This window comes from Microcoleus sp. CAWBG27, from assembly GCF_020883145.1.
Taxonomy (GTDB): Bacteria; Cyanobacteriota; Cyanobacteriia; order Cyanobacteriales; family Microcoleaceae; genus Microcoleus.
On record NZ_JAHREU010000003.1, the window covers coordinates 14,024 to 33,185 of the forward strand.

Annotated in this window: 12 protein-coding genes; 5 read left to right on the forward strand and 7 right to left on the reverse strand. The window is 44.9% G+C overall.

What is annotated here, in order from left to right; translation table 11 throughout:
• Window positions 1-210: 210 nt before the first annotated feature.
• Complete coding sequence (locus tag QZ938_RS02520; protein ID WP_293157437.1) at window positions 211-1,503, reverse strand: glycosyltransferase family 4 protein; 1,293 nt, start codon at window positions 1,501-1,503, stop codon at window positions 211-213.
• Between the two features lie 196 nt (window positions 1,504-1,699).
• Window positions 1,700-2,731 (reverse strand): glycosyltransferase family 2 protein, encoded by a 1,032-nt coding sequence (locus QZ938_RS02525; RefSeq protein ID WP_293347685.1) that lies wholly within the window; start codon window positions 2,729-2,731, stop codon window positions 1,700-1,702.
• A 184-nt stretch (window positions 2,732-2,915) separates the two neighbouring features.
• On the opposite strand from QZ938_RS02525, the gene QZ938_RS02530 reads away from it, so the two are divergent.
• The gene (locus QZ938_RS02530) at window positions 2,916-4,037 is read left to right on the forward strand and encodes a glycosyltransferase family 4 protein (RefSeq protein ID WP_293157443.1); all 1,122 of its coding nucleotides are present in this window, start codon (window positions 2,916-2,918) and stop codon (window positions 4,035-4,037) included.
• 86 nt (window positions 4,038-4,123) lie between these two features.
• Here the strand turns inward: QZ938_RS02530 and QZ938_RS02535 are convergent, their stop codons facing one another.
• The 5 genes from QZ938_RS02535 to QZ938_RS02555 form a co-directional block, all read right to left on the reverse strand.
• On the reverse strand, window positions 4,124-4,630 hold the full coding sequence (locus QZ938_RS02535) for a serine acetyltransferase (RefSeq protein WP_293157446.1): 507 nt from the start codon (window positions 4,628-4,630) through the stop codon (window positions 4,124-4,126).
• A gap of 526 nt (window positions 4,631-5,156) precedes the next feature.
• Complete coding sequence (locus QZ938_RS02540; RefSeq protein WP_293347688.1) at window positions 5,157-5,738, reverse strand: serine acetyltransferase; 582 nt, start codon at window positions 5,736-5,738, stop codon at window positions 5,157-5,159.
• Between the two features lie 469 nt (window positions 5,739-6,207).
• Window positions 6,208-7,218, reverse strand: a complete 1,011-nt coding sequence (locus QZ938_RS02545; RefSeq protein WP_293157453.1) for a glycosyltransferase family 2 protein — start codon at window positions 7,216-7,218, stop codon at window positions 6,208-6,210.
• Between the two features lie 243 nt (window positions 7,219-7,461).
• Complete coding sequence (locus QZ938_RS02550; RefSeq protein ID WP_293157456.1) at window positions 7,462-8,073, reverse strand: DapH/DapD/GlmU-related protein; 612 nt, start codon at window positions 8,071-8,073, stop codon at window positions 7,462-7,464.
• A gap of 630 nt (window positions 8,074-8,703) precedes the next feature.
• Window positions 8,704-9,621, reverse strand: a complete 918-nt coding sequence (locus QZ938_RS02555) for a histone deacetylase (RefSeq protein WP_293348004.1) — start codon at window positions 9,619-9,621, stop codon at window positions 8,704-8,706.
• Window positions 9,622-9,698: 77 nt separating this feature from the next.
• Here QZ938_RS02555 and QZ938_RS02560 point away from each other — a divergent pair, with 77 nt between their 5' ends.
• The 4 genes from QZ938_RS02560 (at window position 9,699) to QZ938_RS02575 (ending at window position 18,909) form a co-directional block, all read left to right on the forward strand.
• On the forward strand, window positions 9,699-10,205 hold the full coding sequence (locus QZ938_RS02560; RefSeq protein ID WP_293347691.1) for a hypothetical protein: 507 nt from the start codon (window positions 9,699-9,701) through the stop codon (window positions 10,203-10,205).
• A 794-nt stretch (window positions 10,206-10,999) separates the two neighbouring features.
• Window positions 11,000-15,715, forward strand: coding sequence for a PAS domain S-box protein (locus QZ938_RS02565; protein ID WP_293347694.1), 4,716 nt, complete (start codon window positions 11,000-11,002; stop codon window positions 15,713-15,715).
• The gene (locus tag QZ938_RS02570) at window positions 15,681-17,726 is read left to right on the forward strand and encodes an adenylate/guanylate cyclase domain-containing protein (protein ID WP_293157465.1); all 2,046 of its coding nucleotides are present in this window, start codon (window positions 15,681-15,683) and stop codon (window positions 17,724-17,726) included. The genes QZ938_RS02565 and QZ938_RS02570 overlap by 35 nt, the downstream gene beginning before the upstream one ends.
• A gap of 292 nt (window positions 17,727-18,018) precedes the next feature.
• Window positions 18,019-18,909 carry an alpha/beta fold hydrolase gene (locus QZ938_RS02575; protein WP_293157468.1) on the forward strand — a complete coding sequence of 297 codons (891 nt, stop codon included), beginning with the start codon at window positions 18,019-18,021 and terminating at the stop codon, window positions 18,907-18,909.
• Window positions 18,910-19,162 lie beyond the last annotated feature (253 nt).

Below are 19,162 nucleotides of genomic sequence, written 5' to 3' on the forward strand. Positions count from 1 at the left end.
ATTGATGTACTAAGGGACTTGCGTATAAATAAAATCCCAGCCATGCAATTGTCTGGTCGAAGGAGCAACTACAGGATTGGTATAGTATAAGCTGCAAGTCCCTAAGCTGTTGCCCCTTTAAATTGTATATTTGGGGAACCGAACACAAATCTTCAAGTCCGCTGCCCCTCTCCTCCTCAATTACCACAGACAATCTAGATTTACAACAGCTTATTTAGAGCGAGCGACATTTTTAGCGTCAATCATTTTATGATAAATTTCAACAATTTTTTCTGCCTTTGGCTCCCATGTAAATTCTTTGGCTTTTGCGATACACTTAGCTGACATAACTTCTCGCAAACGATCGTCTTCGACCAAAATCTGAATTTTATTTGTTAACTCCTGAGTAAGATACTCTCTAGAAGTTGGCTCAATTTTAAAACCAGTTTCTTCAGTCACGTATTCGGCTATACCGCCATTGTTTGGCACAATACAAGGCAACCCGCAAGCCATAGCTTCCATTACCACTGCGCCACCAAATTCCCTAATCGAAGGGAAGCAAAAAATATCCGCTTGCTTGTAATAGTCAAGTGTTTCTGCTTGACCTACCCAACCAGCAAACTTAACTTTTTCTCCTAAGTTAAGCTTCTCTACTTGAGATTCTAATGCTTTTCTTTCTTGCCCGTCACCTACTATTGTTAATTGAACTTTTTCTTTGATTTTTGGTTCTAGTCTATTCACAGATTCGATGAGAATGTCAGCACATTTGTAAGGAACTAATCTACCTACAAAAAGTAAATTTATCTGATCGCCCTTTTTTGTTTTGGGTTCTTGTTTTAAGAAACTACTGGCAATACCATTTTCGTAAAATAGTTGAATTCTCTGGTCTGGGATCGCAAACAAATCTTTGAGCATATTTAAGGTATATGTTGAACCTGCCAAAATTTGGTCGGCTTTTTTGTAAGTTTCTACATAACCTGGAATTAAGGCTCGACCAACTGCCCTCAAAAAGTTGAACTGAGCAAATTCTTGTTTGGCAGTTTCTTGAAAGCCTGGTGGAAAAGGAATGCCTCCATTGACTGGGCCTAGCAGAAAAGGAGTGTTTTTGCAGGCGCTGACTACCTTAAACGGATACCGCGGCATCATCGGGGTAATTGCATGAACTATGTCATAATCTCCCTTGAGAATTTTGGAGTGAAATTTTTGATATACTTGCTGATTAAATTCTTCATAAATTGGGTAGCTCAAAGCATTATACAGCGGCCAATTTATTTTACCATTCGCAGTAATTTTTTCTACTACTTTGTAATACTGCGTAGCAATCTTTCCTTCTTCAAGATAAAAGACTTTTTCGTATTCAGGGTGTTTTTGAATAGCGGATTTATTTCTAGCATGGGTGACAAGTGTTGCATCAACTAGCTTGCTAATTTGTTCGACAAAATTGTACCCCACCAAAGGTACGGAGGCCCATTCAGGATTGCACTGCTCTACAATTAGTAAAACTTTTAATTTTTGGGCGTTCATTGGTTAGATTCCTTTGTTGACGATCGATGGATATTTGGAAGTTGAGTTTTGAAGAGATTAATCGATATTAAGCATTTTTTTGCGAGGCGAGAGTCGGCTGTAGAGGTTGATGAAAAATCCGCCCCTACATCAACAACCGACTTGCAATTACAGGGAAGAAGTTACAAAAAAACAAGTTAAGTTGATGGTAAGTGACCTACTTAGTAGACTTAGCACTCATTGTAACTTGCTCAATTGATGGGCTTGATGTCTTGTATTCGATCAAGTTGCTGCGCTGTCCCAGCAAGCGGCGTTTGTGAAACAGCATCTGACCCTGCAATTGAGGAAATCTCCCCAACACGCAAGATAATGCGTAGAGAGCAGCATCCTTTGATTTTAAGTTTTGCTGCATCCGGCGATAGATGCGGTAGCCAAGTATTGGGTAGCCCCAAAGCAACAACAGGCTCCAGCCGTGCGTAACCCACGCTGTCCCGATTGCCAGCACGGGTACAACGAATCCCCAGAACCAGATGCTGGTGGTGTCTTTGACCCAGTGGCGTTCGGGGGTGTTTCCGTGCAACCAGGAACCTTCGGCGTAGGCATGACCTGCTCTTTGACAGCGCTTCCACCACTGGTCAAAACGAGTCATTTGGGCGTCGTGCAAGGTCATTTCTGCATCTAATCGCTGGATTTTCCAACCATTTTGGCGCAGCCGCACGCAGAGTTCCGGTTCTTCGCCGGCGATCAGTGTGGGGTTGAAACCGCTGACTTGCTCGAAGGCTGATGCCCGCATCATGGAGTCGCCCCCACAGGCTTTGGCTTCCCCGATCGGGCTGTCCCACTCAATGTCGCAGAGTCGATTGTATGGTGTGGCATCGGGATACCGCTCGCGGCGGCGCCCGCACACTACAGCTAATTCAGGTTGTGCTGCGAGTTTTTGCTGGGCAAATTCGAGCCACCCATCAACTATTTCGCAGTCGCCGTCTACGAATTGGACAAATTCGATTTCTGGAACTGCTTGTCGCAGGCTGGCAAATCCTGCATTTCTGGCGCGTGCTGCTGTAAAGGGTGTAGATAAGTCGAGTTCTACTGTCTCAGCTCCGAGCGATCGGGCTAATTCCAAGCTGCCGTCTGTTGAGCCGGAATCGACATAAACTACGCAAGCTACTTTGCCGATCGCTGACAGCAAGCACGCTCCGAGGCGAGATCCTTCATTCCGCCCGATAGCAACCAATCCAACTTGTTTCAAAGCTTACCTCTGGAATTCCACTTGCGATCTGTTATTTTAATATTTTAGTAAATGTCAAGCTAATTTCACAATATCTTGATTCCCAAACTTTGAGCGAGTGGCTATAGTGGCCGTCACAGCGTGTTTAGCTTATTATATATTAAGTCATATCCGATCCAGCCTTTTGAATTTAAAAGAGTCAACCATGGTAAATATCAGTTCTTTGTTCACTTTTTACTGTAGCGGTCAAGGAATTAGCCATACATTTTTGTCACTTTGCCAGTGGGATTACCCAGACTTTAAAACCCGCATGGTTGTTCCCAGTTGTGCACCGCCATATCGCGGGTATAATATGGTCGAAAGCGTACCCCCATATTTCAGAAGGGTGTACTACAGGCTCGGAAATTTTGCGCAATCTTCTGCTGAAAAGCGTTTTCTGAGAGATATCAATGATTTTGATGCAGTTTACTTGTGGCCTCGCACTTCAATCGAAACTGTTAGAAAGGTAAAGCAGCAGGGAAAAACACTTTTTTTTGAGCGTATTAACTGCTCTACTAAGAAGGCAAAATATATTCTTGACGATGCTTACGGTCGCTTGGGCATTGCTCCCCAACATGGAATTACAGATGCGATGATTCAGCAAGAAGATGAAGAAATGAGCTTGGCTGATTTCATTTTTTCTCCTAGTCCAGAGGTAAAAAAATCTTTTCTCGAAATAGGAGTTCCCGAATACAAACTGATGTCAAGCAGTTACGGGTGGTGTCCCAAGCGTTTCCCAAATATTTCGTCCGAAAAACAGCCATCAGACAACGTTACTGTGCTATTTGTGGGCACCATCTGCGTCAGAAAAGGAGCTCACTTGCTCTTGAGGGCCTGGGAAAAAGCCGGCATTAAAGGCAGACTGGTGCTTTGCGGAGACATGGAGCCTGCAATTGCCGAAAGTTGCAGCGATATTTTAGGACGATCGGATGTAACTCATATAAATTACACGGTCAATATTGAGGGGGTATATGGCGAAGCTGACATTTTTGCCTTTCCGAGTCTGGAAGATGGTGGCCCGATGGTTACTTATGAAGCTATGGCTTACGGGTTGCCAGTTCTCACCTCACCTATGGGAGCGGGGGCCATTGCGCGGGACGGCAAAGATGGGATAGTCATAGACCCTTACGACTCTGAAGCTTTTGTTGAAGGTTTGCGAAAGCTTGCTTTGTCCCCGGAGTTGAGATCGCAGATGGGTTATAATGCTCGCCAGCAAGCCGAGGAATTTACCTGGGAAAAAGTAGCACGCCGCCGGAAAGATTTGATGAAGGAAAAATTAAAAGTTTAGGAAGGAAATAAGAAAATTATCTGAAAGAATCCTTGCTCTACAACTTCCTTTTTCCTGCGAATATTTCTAGGAGTGCATTTTCAGGCTTAGGCTTTTTTGGGGATAATTTTTGCTGGTATTCCGACTGCGGTTGCGCCCGGTGGTACGTCGCAAATCACCACTGCATTGGCGCCTATCAAAGCATGATCGCCGATCGTTACGGAGCGAATAATTTTTGCTCCTGCACCGATATCGACGTGACCGCCAATTTGGACATCAGCAACAATTGTAACCTGTTGAAAAATCATACAGTTCGGGCCAATAGATGCTTCTGGGTGAATGACTATGCCATTAGAATGAAGCATAACGAGTCCACCTCCTATCTGGCAGTTCAAAGGGATGTCGGTTCCAGCTACAATGCTCCAGAATCTATGCTGGATTATATTGAACCGAGATAAAAAATAGCCTAATTTTCCACCTTGCTGCTGCCATTTTTGATAGTCGCGGATAGATTTTAGAACTTGGCGACTGGGATCCCACCACTGCCAAAGTTTTTCTCGGCTCCAATCTGGCTCTGTGGCAGAAACGACAGATGTAGTTATTGATTGAACCATTATTTGTACAATACAACAGATAAGGTATACTGATAAATCTGTGATTTTCAGTTATCAGTATACTATCGATGGTTGGTGATTGACAATATTTTTTGAAATTCTCTGACAATCCTATTTGAGTTGTAAGGTTTTTGTCTGTTGCCAGGTTTTCCTGGTAGGCACGGCGAGGTACTAACCTACAAAATGTTACAATTCATACAGAATTACTATATTGTCAACTTATAGTTATTTAGTTAACCGGGTTGATGTCTACGAACAAGCAGTAGCCATCGCACCCTGCGTGCAACAATCACAATTGCCAGAGAACTCCACGATTTCGTAGAAACGTCTATGATTATAGAGGCGGTAGATCTCTATTAAATCTCTTGCAAAAATCTTTTTTATCAATTTATGGGACGAGTTCTCCTGTTCATCCCACAACATTTATTTTTTTGTGGGATGAACAAGAAAGCCCGTCCTAATTATTTTTGCAAGAGGTCTAGTTTATTTAAGTAACAGAAGAGACAGGTCATTTTTTTGTACTAATTTAAGGATTGTTTTCGACTGGGCGGGATTTGAGGATTTTGGCAGGGATGCCAACGGCAGTTTGACCAGCAGGAACGTCTGATAAAACGACAGCATTTGCACCGATATTTACGTCGTCTCCCAGGTAGACCTTGCCAAGAATTTTTGCTCCGGCGCCGACGTTCACCCGATCGCCCAATTGAGGCGATTCTAGGGGTTTTTCCAAGTAGCGGTTCCCCAGGGTAACGCCTTGGCGGATAATGCAGTCGTCACCAAGAGTGCAGTATCCGTGAACGATGATAGAGCCTTCGTGTTCAATGACGACTCGGCGGCCGAGCTTGACTGTGTACGGCAAATCTATGCCGTAGGTGTTGCGGACTTTTCGGTAGAGCGATCGATATAGAATGCTCAAGGGAGCCCGCAGCAGTTTTGGTTCTACCTGCATTCTCCAGACACCGAATCTTTGAACTGCTACGGCGCGAAATCCCGGTTTTGTCCAATCGCGACCGTGAGCAATCCAGTCTTCTTTAATCTGCTCCCACAATCCGAGTGGAGGGGTGTCTACTTGATTTTCAGTTGCTATTAAATTTGACTCCGTTACCATAAGCTGTACTCAACACTCTGTCTTGTTTAAGTTGTTATTAGATGCCCCAGATATTAAAGTATTTCTCTGGTTTTTTTTTAGGGAGAATGCACCCGGTTTATTCAATCACAAACACCAAGTGCTGCGGTGAATTATCTGAAAGAATTGGTTGAAAGCCGAAACCCTTGTAGGGAGAAATCAAAAAAAGACGATTCATTACTCCAATCCTCTTCCTTCTTTTCTCAAGTTCTGTCAACTGTCAACTGTCAACTGAAGTAATATTTGGTTTACCAGGATTAACCTAGTCGATCGGGTTTTGATTTCTTTACCAGAAAGAATTGGTTGAAAGTCGAAAGCCTTTGAGGGAGAAGTTAAAATCAGACTATTGATTGATCCTATCCTCAGACTTAAGGGTAGAGATAGGTCTCAAACTGTCAATTGTCAACTGTCCACTGTCAACTGTCAACTGTCCACTGTTTAAAAACACCTTTTAAAAATTTTTTGAATCTTCAATCTTACCTCCCTTAAAAAATACACTATTCATGATAAAATCGGTGAGCATTTTTGGCGGATCGCCGTCCGGCTTACCTTGAAGTACGCGGCGCACCCTCCAGGCTCCAAAGCCCGAAGCCCAGGTGACATCAGTTAATGCTGTGTAAACCAAGCCGTAGTTTTTGAGAAAGTACCTGCGCCGGGAATCAAACCAATACTGTGGCAGTCGCTTAGGGGGTTTTTTGGTGTCAGTCACACCTGAGCTTTGACCTACTAGGTGTACCACGCGACTTTCAGGTACATACCAGCAACTCCAGCCAGCTTTGTTCGCTTGCAGGCAAAAGTCCATTTCTTCGCAATACATGAAATAAGCTTCATCCATTAAGCCAATCTTTTCAAATACTTCGCGACGGACGATCATGCTGGCTCCAGCTACCCAATCAGTTTGACAGATTTCTTGGGAAATAGGAGGCGCTACATTCCACTTTGCCAATAATTTGGATAAAAAGCGCGTCCGCCAACCAAAATCGAGTTCGGTTAAGAAATCGTGAAACCGAAAAGCTGAATGCTGGGGCGTTCCGTCGGGGTCTTCCAAGCGGCTGCCGGCGATGCCTGCGTCGGGGTGGGAGTCCATGAAATCGACGAGGGCTTTTAAGGCGCCCGGGCGAACTACGGTGTCTGGGTTGAGCAGCAGGAAGTAAGGGGGGGGATTGGTGGATTGCAGGACAGGACGGATGAGGGCGTTGTTGCCGAAGGCAAATCCGCCGTTGCGGTCTAGGGGAACGAAGGATGCCCATTCGCTCCAGCCTTCTGCTGCGATCGCGGCTGCTATTTGTTCGCTAGAATTGTCGCCTGATGCGTTGTCGGCAACTGCAACTCGCATACCGGGGAGCGATCGCACTTCGGTAACTAGAGAGCGCAAGCAGTCAATGGTTAAACCAGGGGTTCGGTAGTTAACAATGACAACCAGCAGTGGATACGGGTGATTGGGCTCGCTGGCTTTGGACATAAGTGCAGTTGTTGGTTTAACAACTTTTTAGCTCAAGTTGTACCCCTATGGCAAGCTGGCGCGATCGCCATTTGAGGCATCGCCTAGTTTTTTGATAGTTCGGGCATATTTTACAAAAGCGGTCACTCTATTTAATCTCTACTCTTGAAAAGCCTGCTTTACTGCCAATAAAAACCACAAAAATGCCCAAAAAACATTCAAAACAAGATTGTCAAATAATGGTTTGAGTATTATTGGATATGTCTATTTATTTCTATAGAAGTGTGACAATCGCAATTGTGTAAGCTGGGGTTCCATTTCGGGGTCATAGGCACCTTCACGACTGTTAATTAAATTGGCCCACGGTAGGCTTTGAGTTTCAGCCTGCAATTTTTCCACCAAGTCTGCGACGCGTCCGATGGGTTTAGCGGGAACGCCGGCAACTATATCGCCTTCTGCGACATCTTTGGTGACGACCGCACCGGCGGCGACGATCGCATTTGGGCCGATGGTGACGTTGCGGAGGACGATCGAGTTATAGCCGATAAATACGTTGTCACGGATGTCTATTTTGCCCACAGCATCTAGTTTGACGTTGTAGGCTTGATTGAGCATGGCGATCGATCCGTCGTGGCCGATCAGGATAGAGCTGGAAAAGTGGACGTTGTTGCCGATGCGGACGTAGGAGGGGTCTGTAAACACCGTGCTTGGCAGGATCGTGCAATTTTCGCCGATCGAGTACAGGTTGCCGTGAAGGCGGAGAAATTGGGTGTATTCCTCGGAACTCGGATTGCAGAATTTGACGTAGAGACCTGGGAACTTGCCGTAACGCATGGCAAAGTGGCGAAGGATTTTCTGAAAGGTTGATTTAATCATTTTCCTGAGCCTTGGTAAATTTAAGAATATTGGCAGACATATCAACCGCTGTTGTGCCAGGAGGTAGATCTGACAAGATGACAACGTTGGCACCAATGTTCGTGTCCTCTCCGAAAGTGATGCCGCCGAATAATTTTACCACCATTGCTCAGGCGTTGATTCGATGGCCCAATTGAGACCCTTCTGGGCCGCGATCGAGAGTGCAATTGTCCAAGCATACGTATTGGCCGATCGTGCAGTGGCCGCCCACTAATAACAGTGAACGATGCTTGCGCTTTGAGGTTCCGCAACTAGGTAGCGGCCGAGTTTAACAGTGTTGGGCAAGTCTATGGCGTAGCTGTTGCGACTCTCTAACTTCTGTTGCTGGCGATCGCCAGCATTCTATTAGAAATCGAGCGAAACTAGGTTTTTGATCGAGCAGGACACTGGTTTCATATTTTTCGCCAAATGTCTATTGTTAAACTGAGCGTTTTTTTTATAAATACAACTCTAATTAAATTTGTACTGACATCTGGTAGTTCGCCGTCTAATAGTGTTTATTTTTTTCTATTCCATCGACCAGTTTGTGAGTGAAACAAACACAATTATTTGATAATTTGATAGCCGCCTTTACTTATTTAGTGTTCGTGCTTAAAGTCGATATTGCCTGTAGGCTTGACTTGCGGCTCGGTGTAGCAACGAATGCCGGTAAACTAATCCCTTGATGTCATCGGCATAGCCGCCCCCTATCACGCAGGCAACGGGATAACCACCAGCCAAACAGGCCATCAAAACTTGCATTTCCCGGCGAAATAAGCCCGTATCAGTCAAAGCTAATTTTCCCAGTTTGTCCCCCTGATGGGGGTCTACTCCGGCATCGTATAAAACTAAATCTGGCTTGACAGTTGACAGCAACTCAGGTAAAAATCGATCTAACGTTTGTAAATATTCGTCGTCCTCCATACCGACAGGCAAAGGTACATCTAAATCGCTCTTTTGTTTAGTGCCGGGAAAATTTACCTCGCAGTGCATCGAAAAAGTAAAAACACTGCTGTCATCTTGGAAAATTACCGCAGTTCCGTCTCCTTGATGCACGTCTAAATCGACAATTAAAACTTTGCGAACTAAACCAATTTTTTGCAATACGCGACAGGCGATCGCCAAATCGTTGAAAATACAAAAACCAGACCCATAATTGGGGAAAGCATGATGAGTTCCGCCCGCAGTATTGCAAGCCAAACCGCAGTCTAAAGCGAGCTTTGCAGTTAGTACCGTCCCTGCAACCGCAGTGCAAGTGCGGTTAGCAAGGGCCCGACTCCAAGGCAGACCAATTCGCCGAGTCGCTTTGGCATCCAGCGTCCCGTTGCAGTAAGCTTGAACGTAGCGGTGGTCGTGGACTAATTCAATCCATTCTTGAGGGGGAAGTTCGGGAGCGTGAAATTGCGATTTATCTGCTACCCCCTCCGCGAGCAGCATCTGGTAAAGCATCCGGAACTTTGCCATCGGGAAGCGGTGATCCGGCGGCAGGGGTGCAACGTAATCTTCGTGGTAGATAATTGGTAAGTCCATGCCGATTATTGTAGAACGAGTCAATCTCCCATTGAAAGCCTGCAATCTCAAATTTAAATTCGCTGGAGAACCTGTATATGCAACTAAAAACAGTCTGGCATTCCGGCAGCAACGACCCCGAAAATGCTAACAACCTCGATAATATCAGTCAGTGGTGGCGAAACCTCAACGGTAAACAAATTAGCTGGGTAGAGCGACTGATTCCGCAAATCGGCGGGTTGAGCGAAATTCACTGGCAGCCCCAGCGTTTTGACGAAACATTTGTGATAGTCAATCCCGAAATTCGCGAGGATACTCTCTATTGGTACAAACCCGATTCTCCTGTCGAACGCAATAACAAAGTTGACAAACTAGAACTCGACAACCTGCAACAACAATTGTACCTCTATCCTCAGTTGGAGTCCGAACTGGTAATTCGCATAGGGATTCCCGAAGTTAAATATCAAACACTTGAATTGAACAATCCAGAAATCGCCTTGGGGGAAGATAATACTCTGTTGCTGTGGGCGGCTGACCAAGAACTTGAAATTAAAATCTCCCTCAGCCCTGAAAATATTGCTAAACTTAAGGAATTGCTGGCTTAGGAAAGACGGAGAAAAGAGTTGATACGGCGGGCAGTGGGTGCGGGCCAGTCAATCTATACTCTTAGTTGCCTGTGAATATCTGAAAACTTACCAGAAAGAAAGAATTGGTTGAAAGCCCGAAGTCTTTGAGGGAGAAATTAAAATCAGACTATTCATTACTCCAATCCTCTGACCTATAGGTAGAGGTCGCTCTCTGGGGGTCAACTGTCAACTGTCAACTGTCAACTGTTGAAGTGCGGGTGCGTCTAAACTGGTTTTTTCAAGCGTTTGCTTCGTTGTAGCCCGGACAAGATTAAAAAACCAGGTTTCTTCGCGTCAGGTTGCGATCGCGCCTGTATCTCTGCTAAAACCTTTTTAAGGTGGCATTAAAATGTCAAGAAGCTTGCGTCATCCTCCTGGGAGTGTTAAGCCTAAAGTCCACCGAAAAAAATCCCGGGCGCATCAACCGGCTTAGATGTACGAAAAGACGCGTCGCAGCCCTAGAACAGAGTTAAAAAACTCAGGTTTAAAAATCTGGAGTGCCTAATCAATGATTTTCTTTGGCAAAACTTAATATTTTCAGGGAATAATTGGATTTGTTTTTACGATAAAATATGGCAAAAATCCGGTTAATAGGAGTTGGCAATCTAATATCGAGATCAAAAAAAAACCAGGAAAAGGCACGTCAGTCAATGGACTTATCTAAAAAAATCTCTGTATGCTTAGTTTGAAAAGGCTTGATGAATCATTTGATTTTCAGGAAATTAATTTTTCGCCTCATTAAATAATTGACCTGCTAACAATAGACAGGAAAAATGGCTCTAGAAAAAATGGTAATTGACAAAGAAAGCATTCACATTTTAGTTATTGATGACCAGCCTAACAACCTTCGGTTTATATCAAATATCTTAACGAAAGAAGGGTATAAAGTTCAGCGGGCTATTTCTGGAGGAATGGTTGTAAATGCTAAATTTACCGTTCTACCAGACCTGATTTTGCTAGATATTGCTATGCCCCGAATGAACGGCTACGAAGTATGCGAAAAACTGAAAGCCAACGAAAAGACTCGGGAAATTCCGGTAATTTTTCTGAGCGTTTTTAATGAAACTTTTCATAAGGTAAAAGCTTTTGAAATTGGCGGTGTTGACTACATTTCTAAGCCTTTTCAAGTGGAAGAAGTTTTAGCGCGGATCGAAAGTCAATTGACTATCCAACAGCTATCGAAACAATTAAAGCAGCAGAATATCCAACTGCAACGAGAGGTAGAATTTCGGAAGCAGACAGAACAAGCACTCCGCGAAAGCAAAGCGCGGTTGCAGAAGTTGGCGGTTAATATACCGGGTGTTATTTACCAATTAGTCAAAAAAATAGATGGAATTTCTAAATTTGAATATATTAGTTATGCTTGTCGAGATATTTACGAATTAGAGAGCGAAGAAATATTAAAAAATGCTGCCTTGGTATGCGGTCAAAATCATCCAGACGATCGAGAATATGTGATAGAAAAGATTGGTGAAAGTGCTCGAAGCTTAGAACCTTTTGCTTTAGAATGGCGGATTGTTACGCCGTCGGGAAAACTCAAATGGCTGCAATCTAATTCTCGACCAGAAATGCGCGACAATGGCGATATAGTTTGGTATGGCGTGCTTTTTGATATCAGCGATCGCAAGCAAGCAGAAATAGAAACTGCCGCAGCTAAATCTGCTTTAGAACGGAAAGTTCAGCGAGAGTTGCTGATTGCCAAAATAACTCAAGAAATTCGATCGAGCTTGCATCCAGAACAAATTTTTCAAACAGCCGCAACTCAAATCGGTCAGACATTCTGCGTCAATCGCTGCTTGATTCATACTTACATTACTACTCCCCAAGTCGATATTCCTCTGGCGGCGGAGTATCTCGAACCCGAGTGGGAATCTATTTGGAACGTACCCATTCCTATTTGGGGAAATCCTCACATCGTACAAATGATGATACAAGATCGGCCGATCGCCTCCAACAATGTTTACTCAGACCATCTTTTGCAAGCTATTAGACCGATTTGCCGCGAGATTGGGTTAAAATCGATGCTGGCAATTCGCACTTCCTACCAAGGCAGGGCAAATGGCGCTATCTGCTTGCACCAGTGCGATCGCTACCGGGAATGGACGAAAGATGAAATCGACTTGTTAGAAGCGGTGGCGGCTCAACTAGGGATAGCGCTGGCTCAAGTTCAACTGATCGATCGAGAGAAAAAGCGACTTGGGCAGCTCGATCGGCAAAATAAACAGTTGCAAGCAGAAATTCGCACCCGCATCCTCGCCGAGCAAGCTCTGCAAGAGTCAGAAGCAGAATTGCGGACTATTTTTGCTGCCATGACTGACATAGTTTTAGTGAGAAATGCAGAAGGGCGCTGCATCAAAATCGCACCGACATCAGCGACGAATTTTGCCAAACCTGCCAGCGAAATGATTAACAGAACCGCCCATCAAGTCTTGCCACAATCTGTAGCAGATTTGGTATTAAATACCATCCAACAAGTTCTCAAAACGAAGCAAAGCATCAATGTTGAATATAGCTATACAGTCGGAGATCGCGAAGTTTGGCTAGATGCTAAAGTTTCTCCGCTGTCAGCAGAATCAGTAATTATGGTAGCGCGAGATATTACCGATCGCAAACAAGCAGAATCTGCACTCCGAGAAAGCCAGCACTTCATCCAGGCGATCGCCGATTCCAATCCCAACCTATTGTACGTTTACGATTTAATTGAGCAGCGGAATGTCTACACCAACCGCCAAATTGCGACGATCCTCGGCTACGGGGCAGAAGAAATACAAGATATGGGTAAAGCCATGCTCCAAACTCTGGTGCACCCCGAGGATTTATCGGCTTTTTTTCAACATATTCAAAAGTTCGATCGATCTCAAGGTGGTGACATCATCGAATTTCAATACCGGATGAGGCACAAAAACGGCGAATGGCGGTGGATGCACAGTTGGGATACAGTATTTCTGAGACAAGCTGATGGTAAACCGAAACAAATTCTCGGCACGTCTAATGATATCACGGATCGCAAATTAGCCGAAGAAAAACTGCTAGCATCGCAGCAAAGAATCTCATTTTTATTGCAGCAAACGCCGATCGCAGTGATCGAGTTAAACCTGAGGTTAGAAATTATCACTTGGAATCCCGCAGCAGAAGCTATTTTTGGCTACAGCGAGCAAGAAGCCAAAGGGAGAGTCGCCACCGATTTGATTGTACCTGAAAGCTACCGCCAACAAGCATCTGAGATTTTCGATCGTGGCTTGAGTGCCAAATCCAGCGCCACTTCCGAAAATCTGACCAAAGACGGCAGAATTATCATCTGCGAGTGGTACAATACTGAGCTAATTGACGAGAATGGCAAAGCAATCGGTACGGCTTCAATGGCTGTAGATATTACCGAACGCAAGCAAGCAGAAACCGAATTGCAAGAAAGTGCTTTGCGCCAAAGAGCGATCGCCCGCATCATTGAAAGAATGCGGCAGACTTTAGATCTCCGAGAAATTTTTCACGCGACAACCCGAGAATTGCGCCAAACCATGAAATGCGATCGAGTCGGCCTTTACCGTTTCAATCCTGACTGGAGCGGCGAATTTGTAGCCGAATCCGTTGACAGCAAGTGGATTTCTTTGATCCAAGCACAGCAAATAGACCCCAACTTCACAGAAGGCGCCTTAGAAAGCGAAAATTGCCTCGTCCAAAAATTCGATAGCACCTCACAAGAAATCTGCGATACTTATTTGCAAGAAACCGCAGGTGGAGCCTACAGCAGAGGTAAAACTTACCTTTGCGTCCAAGATATTTACAAGCAAGGCTTCAGCCCTTGTTACATCGAATTGCTAGAAAGATTTCAAGCCAAATCCTATATTACCGTCCGAATTTTCTGCGGTGACAAGCTCTGGGGATTGCTAGCATCCTATCAAAATTCAGCTCCCCGTCAGTGGAGCGAAGCTGAAATCAACGTTGCAGTTCATGTAGGCACCCAGCTAGGAGTAGCATTGCAGCAAGCCGAATTGCTCGCTCGCACTCAAAGGCAGTCAATGGAACTGATTAAATCCAAAGAAAACGCGGAAGTTGCCAACCGCGCCAAAAGCCAATTTCTCGCTTCCATGAGTCACGAATTGCGGACGCCTCTCAATGCCATTCTCGGTTTTTCCCAAGTCATGGCTCGCAATATTTCTATCACACCAGAACAAAAAGAATACATAGAAATCATCAACCGCAGCGGCGAACATTTGCTAGAACTCATCAATGATGTTTTGTCAATGTCCAAAATAGAAGCAGGTCAAATTACCATTAATGAAAGCCGCTTCAACCTCTACAACATTCTCGACAGCCTCAGAGAAATGCTGCAACTAAAAGCCAACTCCAAAGGCTTGCAGCTAATCTTTGAAAATATCGGCGATTTGCCGCAGTACATTCAAACAGACGAATCTAAATTGCGGCAAGTTTTAATTAACCTGCTCGGCAATGCAATTAAATTTACTCAACACGGAATTGTTACTCTGCGCGTCAGCAGCCAAGCAGAAACCAACGTGACTGAAGGAAATCAATCTCAATTGCTGTTTGAAATTTCCGACACCGGCCCCGGCATTTCCCCCTTGGAACTTCCCACATTATTCAAGCCCTTCGTACAAACCGAAACAGGTCGAAAATCCATGCAGGGAACCGGGCTAGGATTGCCGATCAGCCAACAGTTTGTCAGGATTATGGGAGGTGATATTTCGGTAGAAAGTCAACTCGATCAAGGCACAACTTTCACGTTTAATATCCAGGTTAAGTTAGTAACAGAAAGCGACGAAAAAGAAAAAACGACGGCAAAACAAGTTATTGCTTTAGAAGCCGGACAGCCAATTTATCGGATATTAATAGTTGAAGATGTAGCCGAAAATCGCCAACTGCTGCTTAAGCTGCTCGCACCGCTGGGATTTGAAGTCGAGGAAGCAACTAACGGTCAAGAAGCAATTGCTTTACAGTCAACTTGGAAGCCGCACCTGATCTTAATGGATATGCTGATGCCAGTGATGGACGGGTACGCAGCAACCAAACTGATCAAACAAACTCCAGAAGGAAAAGAAACCATAATTATTGCCCTGACTGCTAGTGCTTTTGACGAACAGCGACACATAATTTTGTCTGCTGGTTGTGATGATTTTATTTGTAAACCGTTTCGGGAAGAGGTACTATTTGAAAAGATAGCTCATCACCTGAACCTGCGGTATATTTATGAGGAAGAAAACTCATCTACTTCTGGTTCGGCACCGCAACTGCTGAAAAGTTTGACCGCGGAGGATTTGAGTGTAATGCCCAGAGACTGGGTAGTCGATTTGTACCAAGCAGCACTTTGCGTTGACGACAATCGCATTCTCCAACTGATCGAGCAAATTCCCGAAAATGAAGCAAATCTCGCTAACGCTTTAACAGATTTGGTCGAGAATTTTCGGATAGATATCATTATTGATTTAACTCAATTATATTATGATGAACGACCAGCCACTACCAGCGACTCCTAGAGACATTCTGATCGTTGACGATATGCCGGACAATTTGCGACTTTTATCCACTATGCTCGCATCCCACGGGTATCAAGTCAGGAAGGCGATTAACGGACAACTGGCTCTGCAAGCGGCACAAATGTCTCCTCCGGATCTAATTTTACTAGATATTAATATGCCGAAAATGAACGGCTATGAAGTTTGTCAGCAGTTAAAAACAATTGAAAATACTAAAGATATTCCGGTGATTTTTATTAGTGCGCTAGATGACGTGCTGGAAAAAGTTAAAGCTTTTCAAGTAGGAGGAGTAGATTATATTACTAAGCCTTTTCAAGTAGAAGAAGTTTTGGCCCGCGTCGAAAACCAACTTTCCCTGCGATCGCTGCAATCGAAACTGCAACAGCAAGCCAGGGAATTGCACGATCGCAATTCGAGATTGCAGGAAGAAATCGCGGAACGGCAGCGGGCTCAAGAATCAATCCGGTTTTTGCTGGAAATTACGCGGGCGATCGGCGAAGCTGTAAACTTTGACTCAGCTTTAGAAGTAATTCTGCACCAAGTTGGCGAAACAATCGGATGGGATTTAGGAGAAGCTTGGATTCCCAATGCAGAAAGAACTTTCCTGGAATCTGCCAGGGGTTGGTATGCGGGCAACGCCAGCATGGACTGGTTCCGCAGGGAAAGCAAAAAACTGACATTTGCCAGGAATATTGGGCTACCGGGACGAGTTTGGGTATCCAAGCAACCGGAGTGGGTAGAAGATATTACCCAGGGCTACCCGCCTTTTACTCGAAGTCAAATAGCACAAGCAACCGGATTTAAAGCAGCTTTTGGTGTGCCGATTGTGGTAGGCGATGAACTCTTGGCAGTGCTGGTTTTCTTTAAAATTTTGCCAGGTAGGAAAGACGCGCGATTTATAGATGTTTTTGATGCTGTAGGCAGTCAATTAGGTTCTTTGATTCAGCGCAAAAAAGCCGAAGAATTACTGCGAATTGCTGAAGAAAGATATCACAGCATTGTCGAAAATGCGATGGAAGGCATTTTTCAAAGCACGCCTTCAGGAGGGTTTATTAGCGCTAATCCAGCTTTAGCAAAATTGTATGGTTATAACTCGCCAGCAGAACTGATGTTATGTATTAAAAATACTTCTCAAGTGTACATTGAGCCGGAACGCCGCCAGCAATTCGAGGCGGCTATGGATGCACAAAATGCTGTGTTGGGCTTTGAATCTATGGTCTATCACAAAGACGGCCACCGGATTTGGGTATCAGAAAATGCCCGAGCTGTTAGAGATGAAAAAGGTGAGCTGATGTATTATGAAGGTACTGTCTCTGATATTACAGAGCGTAAATTAGCTCAAGAAGCGCTCAAAGTTCAACAGGAACAAAGCGAGAAGTTGCTGTTAAATATTTTACCGAAACCAATAGCTGAACGTTTGAAAGCGGAGCAAACTACAATTGCTGATAGTTTTGCAGAAGTCAGTGTTTTATTTGCTGATATTGTTGGATTTACTGAACTGTCGGCGAGAATGTCTCCGACGGAGTTGGTAAAGCGATTGAACGTGATTTTTTCGCACTTTGACCAGTTAGCTGAAAAGTACGGTGTGGAGAAAATTAAGACGATTGGTGATGCTTACATGGTAGTTGGGGGATTGCCGACGCCGAGAGATGACCATGCTGAGGCGATCGCCCAAATGGCCTTGGGAATGCAGGAAAAAATAGCTAAGTTGTCGGCCGAGACAGGAGAAAAACTAGCAATTCGCATCGGTATCAATTCCGGGCCGGTGGTAGCGGGAGTGATTGGTGTGAGCAAGTTTACCTATGATTTGTGGGGAGATACGGTGAATGTGGCGGCGAGGATGGAAGTTACGGGATTTTCCGGAAACATTCAAGTTACTGATGTCACTTATGAGCTTTTGAAAGATAAGTATTTGTTTGAGAGGCGAGGCATGATTCCGGTAAAAGGTAAGGGGGAGATGATGACTTATTGGTTGTTGCAAAAAATTAGTCAATTGACAGTTGACAGTTGACAGTTGACAGTTGGTAATTGGTGTCAACTTCAGCCTGAAACCATTGAAAAATCTTGCTTTTATCCTCTTGCGAGATCCCCCTCGCATCCCCCTTAACAAGCAGGTTGGTTTTATTCTCATCATATAAATTAGGTACGTTGTTGGGCTTTAGCCCTCTTTGTATATATGCTTAAAGGAGGCTCAAGCCCAACAACGTACCTAATTTATATGACAGTTGCAGCTCCTAGCCCGCACGGGAGCGGGATTGTGCTGCTATGATTAAAGAAGTTAACGAAAATTTACATTTAAATCCGTGACTGCACAAGAGCTAGTATCTGCAACGAGTTTAGAAAAGCTAATTTGGACTTGGAAAGGTCACAAAATCCAATATACCGTCCAAGGCACCGGCCGCCCTCTGATTTTGATTCATGGATTTGGAGCTTCGATCGGGCATTGGCGGCAAAATATCCCCGCACTCGCTGCGGGCGGCTACCGCGTATTTGCCCTGGACTTGCTGGGATTCGGGGCTTCCGGGAAACCGGCCCTCGATTACACCCTGGAATTGTGGGAAGAATTACTCACCGATTTCTGGGCAGATTTGGTACAGGAACCGGCGGTATTTGTCGGAAATTCGATCGGCGCTTTGCTGAGTTTGATGGTAGTCGCCAACCATCCAGAAATCTCCGCCGGCGGTGTCTTAATCAACTGTGCCGGCGGACTCAACCACCGACCCGAAGAACTGAGTTTTCCCCTAGGATTAATCATGGGGACTTTTGCTAAATTAGTTCGATCGCCCATCATCGGCCCCTTTGTCTTCAACAACATCCGCCAAAAACACCGGATCCGCAATACCCTGCGCCAAGTCTACGGCAATCGGGAAGCCATTACCGACGAACTCGTAGAACTCCTGCACGCGCCCTCCTGCGAGCCCGGAGCTCAACAAGTATTTGCGTCAATTCTCACGGCCCCAGCAGGCCCTCAACCGTCAGAATTGCTGCCAAAGGTCGATCGTCCGTTATTGGTACTTTGGGGCGCAGACGACCCCTGGACGCCAATTGCCGGTAGCCAGATTTACCAAGAATTGGCCACCAACGGTAAACCCGTCAAATTTGTCTCAATTCCCAACACAGGCCACTGTCCCCACGACGAACGACCCAATGAGGTGAATACTCTGATTTTGGACTGGATGCAGGAAGTGAAATAAAAATTTTCTCCAAAATGCAAGGAAAGGGCGATCGCGCCAAACCCTTGCATTTTCTAGGTTCTGCCTCCCTCCACAGCACCCAAATCCGGTCTGGTGCCAACTCAAAAAAACAATTTTTGTAAAAAGTATTGACACCCTTGGCAGACTCAGTTATATTGATGGACGTGTGAGGAGCGAACCAGTAAGAGCACCGAGACGAAACACGGCCAGTCGTCGGTGCTCTTTCTGTTGAAAAGCATTTTTTAAAGTTTTC